Source organism: Mesorhizobium sp. M7A.F.Ca.US.005.03.2.1 (assembly GCF_003997795.1).
GTDB lineage: Bacteria > Pseudomonadota > Alphaproteobacteria > Rhizobiales > Rhizobiaceae > Mesorhizobium > Mesorhizobium ciceri.
Genome location: NZ_RZRP01000059.1, coordinates 1 through 14,274, shown reverse-complemented (window position 1 = coordinate 14,274; position 14,274 = coordinate 1). Strand labels below are relative to the sequence as shown.

The 14,274-nt window shown below is 63.9% G+C and carries 7 protein-coding genes and 2 pseudogenes; 6 read left to right on the top strand and 3 right to left on the bottom strand.

From position 1 onward, the window contains the following. The 3 genes and pseudogenes from EN991_RS05675 to purH all read left to right on the top strand — a co-directional run. Nucleotides 1-362, top strand: a pseudogene (locus EN991_RS05675) (MFS transporter); the annotation flags it as partial. Nucleotides 363-509: 147 nt separating this feature from the next. Beyond that, on the top strand, nucleotides 510-2,234 hold the full coding sequence (locus EN991_RS05670) for a heparinase II/III family protein (protein WP_013529012.1): 1,725 nt from the start codon (nucleotides 510-512) through the stop codon (nucleotides 2,232-2,234). A gap of 85 nt (nucleotides 2,235-2,319) precedes the next feature. Then, nucleotides 2,320-3,936 (top strand): bifunctional phosphoribosylaminoimidazolecarboxamide formyltransferase/IMP cyclohydrolase, encoded by a 1,617-nt coding sequence (gene purH, locus EN991_RS05665; RefSeq protein ID WP_127368343.1) that lies wholly within the window; start codon nucleotides 2,320-2,322, stop codon nucleotides 3,934-3,936. Nucleotides 3,937-4,185: 249 nt separating this feature from the next. On the opposite strand, the gene EN991_RS05660 is transcribed toward purH, so the two are convergent. Then, nucleotides 4,186-5,562 (bottom strand): MFS transporter, encoded by a 1,377-nt coding sequence (locus EN991_RS05660; RefSeq protein ID WP_027163687.1) that lies wholly within the window; start codon nucleotides 5,560-5,562, stop codon nucleotides 4,186-4,188. A gap of 354 nt (nucleotides 5,563-5,916) precedes the next feature. On the opposite strand from EN991_RS05660, the gene EN991_RS05655 reads away from it, so the two are divergent. Then, nucleotides 5,917-8,061, top strand: a complete 2,145-nt coding sequence (locus EN991_RS05655) for a TonB-dependent siderophore receptor (protein WP_127368342.1) — start codon at nucleotides 5,917-5,919, stop codon at nucleotides 8,059-8,061. Between the two features lie 80 nt (nucleotides 8,062-8,141). Here EN991_RS05655 and EN991_RS05650 read toward each other — a convergent pair whose 3' ends face one another. Next, nucleotides 8,142-12,956: an NAD-glutamate dehydrogenase gene (locus EN991_RS05650; protein WP_127368341.1), complete on the bottom strand. Its 4,815-nt coding sequence runs from the start codon at nucleotides 12,954-12,956 to the stop codon at nucleotides 8,142-8,144. A 136-nt stretch (nucleotides 12,957-13,092) separates the two neighbouring features. On the opposite strand from EN991_RS05650, the gene EN991_RS05645 reads away from it, so the two are divergent. Together EN991_RS05645 and EN991_RS05640 are read left to right on the top strand one after the other, a co-directional pair. Continuing rightward, a complete protein-coding gene (locus tag EN991_RS05645) occupies nucleotides 13,093-13,656 on the top strand; it encodes a peroxidase-related enzyme (protein WP_063169467.1) in 564 nt (187 codons plus the stop codon). A gap of 138 nt (nucleotides 13,657-13,794) precedes the next feature. Next, nucleotides 13,795-14,118 carry a hypothetical protein gene (locus EN991_RS05640; protein WP_013529006.1) on the top strand — a complete coding sequence of 108 codons (324 nt, stop codon included), beginning with the start codon at nucleotides 13,795-13,797 and terminating at the stop codon, nucleotides 14,116-14,118. A gap of 9 nt (nucleotides 14,119-14,127) precedes the next feature. Here the strand turns inward: EN991_RS05640 and EN991_RS40735 are convergent. After that, nucleotides 14,128-14,274: pseudogene (locus EN991_RS40735) on the bottom strand (LysE family translocator); the annotation flags it as partial.

Below are 14,274 nucleotides of genomic sequence, written 5' to 3'. Positions count from 1 at the left end.
GCACGGTGCGGCGGCATCCCGACGTGCCATGGACCAAGACTTCGGCCGATGTGGAAAAACTGGCCGACCTGCAGCGCAGGCTGCTCGCCCGCACTGTGACGCTGGTGAAGCCCGGCGGCAGGATCGTCTTTTCCAACTGTTCGCTCGATCCGCTCGAAGGCGAGGATCTCTGTCGCGCCTTTCTCGCCGGCACGCCTGAAATCACCAATGATCCGCTGCTGCAAGGCGAGATCGCCGGCATCGATCCATTCCTGACGCCGCAAGGCACGCTGCGCACCACGCCCGCCGACCTGGACCTCGGCGCACCGGAACGCTCGGGCCTCGACGGCTTCTTCGCCGCTCGCATGCGGCGAGCCGGCTAGGGCTTGAACTGCCGGATTTGCTGCCTTTTTTAGGCAGGACCGGCGGCAGAAGCAGGTGAACCGGCCCGGGCTCGTGGAATTCGCCTTCGCACGAATCGTGCAATCATGTAGACTCGGCGCCGGGGTAGAGGACGATCAGGAGGGGTTTTGGCACTGGCTGCCAGCAGCACGACGCGTCTGTGGACGCTTGTCGCGAAGGAGTTCTGGCGCAAAACGCGCCGGCGCCTGCGCGCCGGGCCTGTCTATCGCTGGCGCTATTCCGGCCGCACGCCGGAACGTGTGCTGATCGCACCGCCGGACCTGCGCCTCGCCGACCCGCAGATCGCACTCGAGATCTATTACGGCCGCTATCCCCTGTCGGGGCATCTGGTCGAGACCGGCGGCAAGTCGCCTTTCCAGATCAACGTGCCCAATCACGGCTGGCAGAAGACGCTGCACGGCTTTCGCTGGCTGCGCCATATGCGCGCCGCCGGCACGGAGCTTGCCGCTGCCAATGCCCGCGCCCTGGTCTCCGATTGGATCACCATGCATGGCAGCCATATTTCCGGCATCGCCTGGGAGCCCGGCACGACGGCCAAGCGCATCATCGCCTGGTTGCAGCACTCCTCGGTCGTATTGCAGGGCGCCGAGTTCCCTTTCTACCGCGCCTTCCTGAAGTCGGTTGCCATGCAGATCCGCTATCTCAGGTCGATGGCGCGCGAAATGCCCGACGGCAAGGACAGGCTGCGGGCCCGCATCGCGCTCGCCTTCGCTGCCTTGTCCCTGCCGGCGCCGGCATCGGCGCTGCGTGGCGCGACCCGCAATCTTGCCGAGGAACTCGACCGCCAGATCCTCGCCGATGGCGGGCACATTTCGCGCAATCCGATGGTCGTCCTGGAAATCCTCGCCGACCTTCTGCCACTGCGCCAGACCTATGCCAACCAGGCGGAAACGCCGCCGCAGGCGCTGATCGGCGCCATCGACCGCATGCTGCCGGCGCTGCGCTTCTTCCGCCATCAGGATGGCAGCCTCGCCCGCTTCAACGGCATGGGCGCCACCATCCACGACCGCATCGCCACCATCCTGCGCCACGACGACACCGCTGGCGCGCCGCTGCTGCATGCGCCGCATTCCGGCTATGAGCGCCTGTCTATGGGCGGCACCACGGTCATCGCCGACACCGGCCCGCCGCCGCCGGTCGACGTGTCCAATGCCGCACATGCCAGCTGCCTTGCCTTCGAACTGTCGTCCGGGCGCCAGCACTACATCGTCAATGCCGGCATCGACACCTACGGCGCGGCTGAATTCCGGCCGCTGGCGCGCGCCACCGCCGCGCACTCGACCGCCACCATCAACGACACCTCGTCGGCGCGCTTCAGCCACTCGTTGCGCGTCAACGACCTGCTCGGTTCGCCGTTGATCGGCGGCCCGCAGCATGTGCAGTGCAAGCGTACCGACCAGAAGGGCGTTCAGGGTTTCATCGCCCGCCATGACGGCTATGTCGCGCGCTTTGGTTTCCTGCATGAGCGCGAACTGAAGCTGTCGTCGAACGGCAATGTGCTGGCCGGCCGGGACCGCTTCCAGCGCCCCGGCAGTGCCGCGATCCGCAACAATGGCCGCGACTTCGTCACCGTCCGCTTCCACGTTCATCCCGATGTCAACCTTTTGCAGGACGAGCATGACCGCCTGGTGCTGGCTGCCGATCAGGCCGACACCTGGGTGTTCACATCGGCCGAAGTCGTGCCGGAGGTCGAGGAATCGATCTATTTCGCCGGCCTTGGCGGCCCGCGCCGCAGCCGCCAGATCGTGCTTGCCTTCAAGGCCTCGGAAATCGCCGAAGTCCACTGGCAGCTGACCCGCACCAGCATCGCCGGCTACCCGGAAAACAACTGACCCACCTGACCGCTGGTTTGATTTCCGGGCGGCATGTGCTACGGGCCGGGCACCCACCACACCAGTCGTGAAAGGCCGCCAGCCCATGGCCGTCGCCGCCAAGAACATTCCCGCACCAGACCTGGTTCCCGTGCGTCGCGCCCTGCTCTCCGTTTTCGACAAAACTGGCCTCATCGATTTCGCCAAGGCGCTGGCAGCCGCAGGCGTCGAGCTGGTCTCGACCGGCGGCACGGCAAAGGCGATCGCTGACGCGGGCCTTCCGGTGCGCGACGTCTCCGAGCTCACCGGCTTTCCCGAGATCATGGATGGCCGCGTCAAGACCTTGCATCCCGGCGTGCATGGCGCGCTGCTTGGCGTGCGCGACGATCCGGAGCATTCAGCGGCAATGCGCAAATACGGCATCGAGCCGATCGATCTCGTCGTCTCCAATCTCTATCCGTTCGAGGAGGTCCGCCGCTCCGGCGCCGACTACGCATCGATCGTCGAGAACATCGACATTGGCGGCCCGGCCATGATCCGCGCCTCGGCCAAGAACCACGCCTATGTCGCCATCGTCACCGATCCCGGCGACTATGCCTCGGTGCTGAACGCGCTGGAGATGAACATCGGCTCGCTGTCGCTGGATTTCCGCAAGAAGCTGGCCGCCAAGGCCTTCGCCCGCACCGCCAGCTATGACGCGGCGATCTCCGGCTGGTTCGCCGAAGCGCTCGAGATCGAACACCCGACGTGGCGTGCCTTTGGCGGCAGGCTGGTCGAGGTGATGCGCTATGGCGAGAACCCGCATCAGAGCGCCGGCTTCTATATCAATGGCGACAAGCGGCCGGGCGTCGCCACGGCGCGTCAGTTGCAGGGCAAGCAGCTGTCCTACAACAACATCAACGACACCGACGCCGCCTTCGAGCTGGTCGGCGAGTTCGATCCGGCGCGTTCCGCCGCCGTCGCCATCATCAAGCACGCCAACCCGTGCGGCGTTGCCGAAGGCACCTCGCTGAAAGCCGCCTACGCCAAGGCGCTCGCCTGCGACCCGGTTTCGGCCTTCGGCGGCATCGTCGCGGTCAACCGCACCCTCGACGCCGAGGCGGCGGAAGAGATCGTAAAAACCTTCACCGAAGTCATCATAGCGCCCGGCGCCACTGACGAGGCAGCGGCCATCGTCGCGGCGAAGAAGAATTTGCGCCTGCTGGTCACCGGTGGGCTGCCGGATCCGCGCACGCCGGGCACGACGGTCAAATCCGTCGCCGGCGGTCTGCTCATCCAGGGCCGGGACAACGCTGTCGTCGACGACCTCGAACTGAAAGTGGTGACCAAGAGGGCGCCGACGCCGGTCGAAATGGTCGACCTGAAATTCGCCTTCCGCATCGCCAAGCACGTCAAGTCCAACGCCATCGTCTACGTCAGGGACGGCGCCACCGTCGGCATCGGCGCCGGCCAGATGAGCCGGGTCGACTCCTCACGCATCGCTGCCCGCAAGGCACTCGACGCCGCCGAGGCCGCCGGCCTTGCCGAACCGCTGACCAAGGGCTCGGTCGTCGCCTCCGACGCCTTCTTCCCCTTCGCCGACGGATTGCTGTCGGCGATCGCCGCCGGCGCCACTGCCGTTATCCAGCCGGGTGGCTCGATGAACGACAAGGACGTCATCGCCGCTGCCGACGAGCACGGCATCGCCATGGTGTTTACGGGCGTCCGGCATTTCAGGCATTGACGCACTTCTTCCTTCTCTCCTTGCGGGGTGAGAAGCGGTTCGCGCAGCAAACGAAAAGCCAATTGCTTGGCTTTTCGAGCTTCGAACGCCCTGAGCCCGCGAAGGGCCGGGCGGTGGACGATCCGCCCTGCCGGGTCCCCGCTGCTCCGCAGCGTCCCGGCGTTCGCCAGCCTTTCATCGTGCCCCTGGCACGATGAATTCGCTTCGCGAACCGGCCGCTCACCCCACAGGGGAGAAGGAAGAAAGAACTCACTCCGCCGGCCGGTCCGCCGGATAGGGCGTCTTGACCAGGATCGCTATGCCGATCCCGAGGAACAGCACGATCACCGCCATGCCGAGCCGTGCCGAGCCGCTGGCCAAGGTGACGGACGCGACCATGAACGGCGCCAGGAAACTGGTCGCCCGTCCGGCCAGCGCATAAATGCCGAAATAGCGGCCGGATTCTGCCGCCGTGACGCTGCGCGCCATGTAGGATCGCGACGACGCCTGCACCGGCCCGAAAGCCACACCGATCAACAGGCCGAAGAAGATGTAGGCCTTTTCCGCTGCGGTGCCGAACAGGCCGCCACTGTCCGGTCCAGGCATCATCCAGAGGCCGAACAAAGTATAGCCCGGTCCGGTCGAGACGATGCCGATCGTGGCGATGCTGAGCAGGACCAGCGAGATCATGACGATGGTTTTTGAGCCAAGCGCCGTGTCGAGACGGGCCGCAACCAGGCAGCCGAAGATGGCGACGACGTTGAGAATGATGCCGAAAATACCGATTTCGGTGATCGACCAGTGGAACATCGCTGCTGCGAAAGTGCCCCCCAGCGCCAGCACCGCATTGACACCGTCCTGATAGATCATGCGGGCGACCAGGAAGCGGAAGATGCCGCTGCGCTTGCGCACCTCGCCCAGCGTCACTTTCAGCTCCGCCAACCCCTCTCGCACCGCAGGGCCGATCGGCAGGCCCTTGATGGCATCGGGGGTGAAAAAGAACATCGGCAGGATGAACAGGAAGTACCAGCCGGCTGACAAAGGCCCGGTTGCGCGCGCGTCCTCGCCGAGCTTCGGGTCGAGCCCAAAGAGCGGGTCGGTGCCGATGATCGTCTTGCCGGTCTCCGGCGAACCGGCCAAGCAAGCGACGACGAAGATCAGCGCGATCATGCCGCCGAGATAACCAAGGCCCCAGGCCATGTTGGAGATTCGGCCGATCTCGCTCTTCGGCACCAGGCGCGGCATCATCGAATCGTTGAACACGGTCGAAAACTCGGCCGCGACCGACGCCAGCGAAAAGAACAGCACGACCAGGAAAAGGTTCGAACCGGGGGCCGCGAACCAAAGCATGCAAAGGCAGGTGACCTTGACCGCGGCAAAGAATGCGATCCAGGGCTTGCGCGGGCCGGTCTGGTCGGCAATCGAGCCGAGGATGGGCGACAGCACGGCGATGACAAGACCTGCCGCGGCAATGCCGTAGCCCCAGGCCGCCTGGCCGGTCTCCGGATCGCTCGCCATGCGCGAGACGAAGTAAGGTCCGAAGATGAAGGTCGTCACGACCGTGAAGAACGGCTGCGCCGCCCAGTCGAACAGCATCCATCCCCAGATGCCGCGCCCGGACGCACGCTGCACTGTCTCTACCGTCATCATGATCCCTCGGCACCGGTTCCGTGTCGGGCGCCATGTCTGCATGTTTCATGCGCTCATGCAATGAACGAAGCTCGGTGCCGTACCCTTGACGTTGCCGGGCGTTCACTGTTCGAAAGCCATGCAACCGGCTTTCGTCCGCTACGCGAACCAAGCCCGTATTTTTCTCGTGGGGGAAGCCGGACCGTAGGTCCGGCGCCGTCCTCCACCCCCTGCTTCGCAACGATTGTCGCCGGCGTGGATCTCTTGATTATTAAGTTGACTCTTTTTGTCCGCTTTGACTAATTGCGCTCGCGCAGGGCCGGAACGGTGACCGGCCGAACTGCTCGAAATTGGTCTGACAGGGAATAAGAGATGACGATTGGTCGACAGGCATTGCTGCGCATTCAGGCAAGGCGATTGATTGCGAGCAGTGCCTTGATAGCGGCATCTTTTGGAATGGTGGGGACCGGCCGGGCCCAGGACGTTTCGCCGGACGATGCAACTCAACTGGAAACGATCGTCGTCACCGGCAAGTCGGACCGCGTTGGCGGGCCCGATCAAACGATCGTCGCCAAGGATACGGCGACCGCCACCAAGACCGATACGCCGATCGTCGACGTTCCCGCCTCGGTTTCAGTTGTAACCCAAAAGGAACTGGAGGCGCGCCATATCGAAAGCCTCCAGCAGGCCGTGGCCTACACATCCAGCGTCCTCACCGACGAGTTCGGCAACGATGACCGATACGACTATATTCGCATCCGCGGTTTCGACCAGACATCGCTCGGTACCTATCGCGACGGCCTGACGGCGCGCATCCCAGCCTGGTTCACGGCCAGCCGTCTCGAACCTTACGGACTTCAGCGCGTGGAGGTCCTGAAGGGATCGACATCGACGCTTTTTGGTCTCAACGGCCCTGGCGGATTGGTGAACGCCATTACCAAGCGGCCGCTGGACCAGAAGCAGGGGGAGATTTACACGTCCTATGGCGACGGCACCAAGGAGATTGGCGTTGATTTTGGCGGGCCGATCGACGCCGATGGCGTGTGGACCTATCGGCTTACCGGGCTGGCCAAGGATAGCGATCAAGGATGGGATTATTCCAACGACGACCGGCTTTACATCGCACCCGCGTTGACCATCAAGCCCGAGGAAGGAACCTCGCTCACCATCCTGACTGACTATTACAAGCGAGATGGCACAGGCGCACGCGGCACCCCCGCCGGCGCCAATATCGACATCGGCACCTTCCTGGGCGAGCCGGATTTCAACCGCTTCAACACCGAGCAGGTCGATATCGGCTACCAGTTCGAACATCAATTCAACGAGAATCTCACCTTCCGCTCCAATGCCCGCTACACGCATTTGAGCCTCGACTACGCCGAGGTCTACGGCGCGTCGCTTGACCCCACGGCGGACCGCACGGCATTTTCCGTCGGCGGCCTGTCCAACCGCTATGCCTTCGACAATCAGTTGCAATACGATACGGGCTGGGACCGGGTCGACAGCAAGACGCTTGTCGGCGTCGACTACGCCAACGACAACACCCGCGAAAACATCCTCTTCGGCACCGCGGGTCCCATCGACATCGACAACCCGACCTATTGCGGTCTATCCTGCATCAACCTCGGCCCCTACGTGAACTGGCGGGTCAAGCAACAGGCGGTCGGTGTCTATGCCCAGGAGCAATTGACGTTTGACGACCGCTGGATCGTCACCCTGGGCGGGCGCTGGGACCGCGTGCAGACGACTGCTGATTATCTCGACCTGGGAACGCAGGACGACGACACCGCATCGGCCTTCACCAAGCGCGCCGGCCTGACCTACAAATTCACCCCGAACCTCGCGGTCTACGCCAACTATTCGGAAAGCTTCCAGCCGCTCGTGTCGCCAAGCGCCAACGGGTATGCGGTCTCGGGCTCGTTGAAGCCTCAGGAGGGCAAACAGTATGAGGCAGGCATCAAGTACAAGCCCGACGGCTTCGACGGCCTGTTCACAGCCGCGGTCTTCGACCTTACCCAAACCAATGTTCCGACCTATGTCACGCCTGTTGTCCAGCAGCAGATCGGCAAGGTTGGCGTCCGCGGCATCGAACTCGAGGGCAAGGCCGCCATCGCGGAAAACCTGAACCTGACGCTTGCCTATTCCTACTGGGATGCCGAGATCCTGGAAGACGGCATTGGCGGGAATGCCGGCAATCGGCCGCAGCGCGTTCCTCGCCACCTGGCGTCAGCCTGGGTCGACTACACGCTTCCCGAGGAAGGACCGCGTGGCGACCTGACCATCGGCGGTGGCGTGCGCTATATCGGACAAACCTACGGGGATGACGCGAACACCATTTCGATTGGCGGCTACGCACTGGTGGATGCGGCGATTAGCTACAAGATGACCAAGGACGTGACGTTGGCCTTGAACGCAACGAACCTGTTCGACCGGAAGTATCTGACAACCAGCTATTACGGGACCGAATTCTACGGCGACCGGCTGAAAATCGTCGGCACCCTCAAACATTCCTGGTGAGCTTGCTGAACGCCAAGCGCCGACAACATTGGAAAAGGCGCCACACGCACCCGACAATGCGTGTGGCAATCATCGACGGTTCACATCCCCGTCAGATCGCTCATCAGCCCCGACGCCACCGACAGCCGCGACACGGTGATGTCGCCGCCCTCGGTCAACGCCTGCAGCCGCTCGCGGATGCGCGCCACCCGCTCGCCGCCGGCGTCCAGCCAGGCAGCCACCGGATCGGCCGTCTTGGCGTGGCCGGTGAGCGCCGCCACCGCGATGCCGCGCCGTGCCGCATCGATCGTGTCGGTGGCGCGCGAAAGCGCCAGCTGATCGTAGTAGTCCGATGGCGTGATCGAGCGTGCGGCGTCCTCGACACGCGGAATGCGGAAGGCATCGCTGACGGCGAAGAACGCCTTGGCCGCGGCGACGATATCGGCGCCGGCGGTGCGCGCCGTCAGCGCGATGTCGGGGATGAGTTCCGCCACCTCGCTCAGTGCCAGCTGCCCGGCCAAGCTTTCCGGCGCGCCGGCCTTGAACAGCCCATGCCGCTTCTCCTCGATGCGCTCGCGTGAAAAGGCCGGCAGCAGCGAAACGAGCTTGGGCTCCAGCGCCTTACGGGCTTCCTGCAACTCGGCAATGCGCTGGCTGAGGGGTGCCGTGCCGGCATCGTTCTTCAGATACCAGCCGCTGGTCACATAGATCAGCCGGCTGACCATCTGATAGAGATCAAGCTGCACCTGGCCGTCGATCTGGTTGTCGAGCGCGTCGATCTCGCGATAGAGCGCCGGCAAGGCAAAACCGTCACGCACCACCGCGAAGGTCCGCACCACGTCGGCGGCGGTGCGCCCGGTGGCCTCCTGCAGCCGGTTGACGAAGGATGGGCCGCCGCGATTGACCAGATCGTTGGCGACGACCCGTGTGATGATCTCGCGGCGCAGCCTGTGGCCATGGATCTCGGCGGCGTATTTCTTCGCCATCTGGTCGGGAAAATAGCCCATCAGGTCCCGGTCGAAATGCGCGTCATCAGGCACGTCGCTGGCGACGATGTCGGAAAACAGCACAATCTTGGCATAGGCGAGCAGCACGCCGAGTTCGGCTCTGGTCAGCGGTTCGCCACGCGCTTCACGCTCGGCCAGCGCTGCCGGCGACGGCAGCGTCTCGACGGCACGGTCGAGCAGGCCGCGCGCCTCCAGCGCCGTCATGAAGCGGCTCTGATGCGCGATGTCGGCGAGGCCGCGCTTGCGGGCGATCGAAAGCGCCAGCGTCTGCTGGTAGTTGTTGGACAGCACCAGCGAGCCGACCTCCTCGGTCATCTCGGCCAGCAGCTTGTTGCGTGCCGGGCGTGTCAACGACCCCTTGCGCATGGCGGAAGCCAGCGCGATCTTGATGTTGACCTCGACGTCGGAGCAGTTGACGCCGCCCGAATTGTCGATGGCGTCGGAGTTGCAGCGGCCGCCATTCATGCCGAACTCGATGCGCGCCCGCTGCGTGACGCCGAGATTGGCGCCCTCGCCGATCACTTTCGCCCGGACGTCGAGCGCGGTGATGCGAATGGCATCGTTGGCGCGGTCGCCGACCTCGGCATTGGTCTCGGTCGATGCCCTGAGATACGTGCCGATGCCGCCGAACCACAGAAGATCGACCGGCGCTTTGAGGATGGCGGTCATGATCTCGACCGGCGTGGCGGTGGTCTTGGCCAGGCCGATCGCCGCCGCCGCCGCCGCCGGCAAGGTGATCGATTTCTGGTTGCGCGAGACGATGATGCCGCCTTCCGACAGTTTCGTCTTGTCGTAGTCCTGCCAGCTCGAACGCGGCAGCGCGAACATGCGCTCGCGCTCGGCCATCGAGGCTGCCATGTCGGGATCGGGATCGATGAAGATGTCGCGATGGTCGAAGGCCGCGATCAGCCGGGTTTTCGGGGACAAAAGCATGCCGTTGCCGAACACGTCGCCCGACATGTCGCCGACCCCAACGACGGTGAAGGACGAGGTCTGGATGTCGCGGTTGATCTCGCGGAAATGCCGCTTGACCGCTTCCCAGGCGCCCTTGGCGGTGATGCCCATCTTCTTGTGGTCATAGCCGGCCGAGCCGCCGCTGGCGAAGGCGTCGTCGAGCCAGAAGCCGTGCTTCTCCGAGATCGCGTTAGCGGTATCGGAGAAGGTCGCCGTGCCCTTGTCGGCGGCAACGACGAAATACGGATCGTCCGGGTCGCGTCTGATAACGCCGGCCGGCGGGATGACGCCGTCGAGGCCGATATTGTCGGTGATCGACAGCAGGCTGGAGACGAAGTTCTTGTAGGCCGAAGTACCGGCCTCGAAGATCGCGTCGCGGCCGGCGCTCATCGGCAGCTTCTTCGGATAGAAGCCCCCCTTGGCGCCCACCGGCACGATGACGGCATTCTTGACCTGCTGTGCCTTGACCAGGCCGAGCACCTCGGTGCGGTAGTCCTGGGCGCGGTCGGACCAGCGCAAGCCACCGCGCGCCACCGGACCGAAGCGCAGATGCAGACCTTCGACCTCGGAGCCGTAGACGAAGATCTCCCGCCACGGCCGCGGCGCCGGCAAGCCCTCGACCGCGTGCGAGTCCAGCTTGATCGCCAGCGACTGGCCCTTTTCTTTCGTATCGGCAACGAAATGATTGGTGCGCAGCGTGGCTTCGATCAGATTGAGGTAGCGCCGGATGATGGTGTCGTCGTCGATGTTCGGCACATCCTCCAGCGCATCCTTGATCTTGGCCTTGAGGTGCTTTGCGGCCACCACGCCTTCGGTCTCCGCTGTCGGGCCAAGCCGGGCGATGAACAGCGCATGCAGGCCACGCGCTATGTCGGGATAGCGGTTGAGCGCGGCGGCGATGAAATCCTGGCTTTGCGGAATGCCGACCTGCTGCAGATAACGGCCATAGGCGCGCAGGATGGTGATCTCGCCAGACCACAGGCCGGCGGTCTGGGCGAGGCCGTTATAGCCGTCATTGTCGACGTCGCCGCGCCAGACGGAGAGGAACGCATCTTCGAACAGCGCGCCGCCATCGGTCAGGTCGATCGGCTGGCCGTAGCTGTTCTCAAGCTCCATGTCATGAATAAAGACTAAGCCGGGCCGATCACTATTGATCGTGCCGACCTGGTCGTCGCCGACCTCGAAAGTGCGCTCGCTGATGACGCGGAAGCCGATGTTTTCCAGCACCGGCACCCGGCGCGACAGCGCCACCGGGCTGCCATGATGATAGATTTTCAGTGATGCCTGGTGCGGTTTCTGCTCGGCATGGCGATAATAATCGATGGCGATCGGATTGCCGGCGCTGATCTTGGCAATGCGCCTGGCATCGGCCAGCGCCACCGCCGCGCTGAACGAATCGCGGTAGCTTTCCGGCAGCCGCGCGGCAATCGCCTTCAAAGCCTGGTCGCCGCCACTGGCCTCGGCCGCATCGGAAAGGGCGTCCTCCCAGGTACGCACGATGTCGCGGATCGCCGCCTCTATCGTCGCTTGCTCGACCTTCGGCGTCTTGCCGCCGGAGCGGCCGATGATGAAGTGCACGCGCGCCAGCCCGCCCTCGGGAAAGGCCGGGTAGTAGGCCGACAGCCGGCCTTCGAATACGGTTTTCAGATAGGAGCCAATCTTCTCGCGCACGACGCTGTCGTAACGGTCGCGCGGCACGAAGACGAGGATTGAGACGAAACGGTCGAATTGGTCGGCGCGCACCAGCGCCCGCACGCGTGGCCGCTCGACCAGGCCCAGAATGGCGGCGGCATGTTTGCGCAGGATCGGCACCGGCACTTGGAACAGCTCGTCGCGCGGATAGCTTTCCAGCACGTTGATCAGCGCTTTGCCGGAATGATCGTGCCGGTCGAAGCCGGACTTGGCGATGATGGTTTCGGCTTTTGACCTCAGATACGGGATCTTCATCACCGAGCGCGTGTAGGCGGTCGAGGTGAACAGGCCGACGATGCGCAATTCGCCCGCGAGCGTACCCTTGGCGGTGTAGGTCTTGATGCCGATGTAATCGAGATAGATGCGGCGGTGCACGGACGACTTGGCATTGGCCTTGGTGACGATCAGCGGCTCCGGCCCATGCAGGAAGGCGCGGATCTCCGGCGTCGTCGTTACCGCTTCGGTGCCGCGCCTGAGCACCAGCACGTCGGGATCGGACAGGATGCCGAGGCCAGGCTTTTCAGCGCGCTCCAGCGTGCCGCTTTCCTCGCCGCCGGTGTATTTGAACTCGCGCATGCCAAGGAAGGTGAAATTGTCGTCGCGCAGCCACTCCAGGAAGGCGAGAGCCTCGGCAACGCTCTTCTTGTCGAGCGGCACGGCCGTATAGCGGAATTCCGAGATCGCCTGATCGAGGCGGGCCAGCATTGGCCTCCAGTCGTGAACGGCGGCATGAACCTGGCCAAGGATCTTGCGCAGCCGCTCGCTCAATCCGCTCGCCTGCTCGGATGTCAGCCGCGGGATGTGGACATGGATGACGCTCAGCCGGTCGTGGCTGCCATCGTCCTTGGCGAAATTGCCGTCGCCGAGGATTTCTTCCACGCCGCCCTTGCCGTGGCGCACGACGATAACCGGATGGGTGACCAGGGTCGGTTCGCCCGATGTCTCGGTGATCTCGCCGAGGATGGAATCGAACAGGAACGGCATGTTGTCGTTGACGACCGTGACAACCGTCATCGGGCGGCCGTCTCGCACAACGCCCGAATCGGCATCGACGGCGACGACGCACTCGCCTTTCCTGTGAGTGGCGACTGCCTGGCCGGCGAGATCGGCAGCCCGCTCCAGGTCGGCCACATCGTAGGGAGCAATGTCTTCAGCTGGCGCGCGGGCGAGCAGATAGTCTGCAAGCCTGGCTGGCCTTTCCTCCGCTTTAAGCGCTGCCGTGGCTTTTTTCTTCGGCTTGCTCGCGGATTTCACGCTGGCCATGACGCACGTCCCTCCCGTCGAATGCTTTTACGACTATGGTAGCAGATGACCGCTGTTTGGCGACAAAGGTTTGACGGCTTGCCAAGAATTATCGGAATTTGGCGACAAGATGCCGCGCAACGAGGAGAAATGACCCATGACCGGCAAAATCAGCGCGCTTGATCTTGGCCAGGGAGAGCTGAGCGAGGCGACAAAAACCTATTTCGCCAAATGCGAGGAGAAGCTCGGCCTCGTCCCCAACGTGCTCAGGGCCTATGCCTTCGACGACAAGAAGCTGCGCGCCTTCACCGACATGTACAACGATTTGATGCTGGGTGAGTCCGGCCTGTCGAAGCTGGAGCGCGAAATGATCGCGGTCGCCGTCTCCTCGATCAATCATTGCTACTATTGCCTGACCGCGCACGGCGCGGCGGTGCGCCAGCTCTCCGGCGATCCGGCGCTCGGCGAAATGATGGTGATGAATTTCCGCGCCGCCGATCTTTCGCCCAGGCAGACGGCAATGCTCGAATTCGCCGTCAAGCTGACGCAAGAGCCGGCCAAGATCGTCGAGGCCGACCGGGGCGCGCTGCGTCAGGCCGGCTTCACCGATCGCGACATCTGGGACATCGCCTCGACCGCTGCCTTCTTCAACATGTCGAACCGCGTGGCCGCGGCAATCGATATGCGGCCGAACGACGAATACCACGCCATGGCAAGGTGACGGATTGCGGCAGGATCCAGACCGGGGCGTTATATTAGCAGTGTCGCATTCTCGTTGCTTGTTTGCCGGTTTGGTCCGATGATCGGCAGGCGGCATGACCGCATGCCGGTTCGATGCCGCTCACCAAGGGAGGAGAACATGGCGAAGTATCTCTACGTCTATCATGGCTCGGGCAAGATGCCGACCGACGAGGCCGAGCGGAAGGCCGCAATGGACGCCTGGAACGGCTGGTACGGCAAGCTCGGCTCGGCTGTGGTCGACGGCGGCAATCCGGTCGGCATGTCGAAGATGGTGCTGCCCGGCGGCAAGGTCGAGAACAATGGCGGCAGCAATCCGGCCGCCGGCTACACGATCGTCGAAGCGAAAGACATCGACGATGCCGTCGCCAAGGCCAAGGACTGCCCGATCCTGATGAACCCGGCCTTCAGCGTCGAGATCGCGCCGATCATTGAAGTGATGTGACGCGCCGGCTCAGGACCGCGTCGCTATGGCGGCCGCCGCACCGGCCATCGTCGTGGCGCTGATGCGATTGGCGATCTTCATGGCGCGCTTGCTCTTCAAAAGCTTGCGCGCCTGTGATGCGGCGAGCACCCAGGCGAGATCGATGGCGACCAGCAC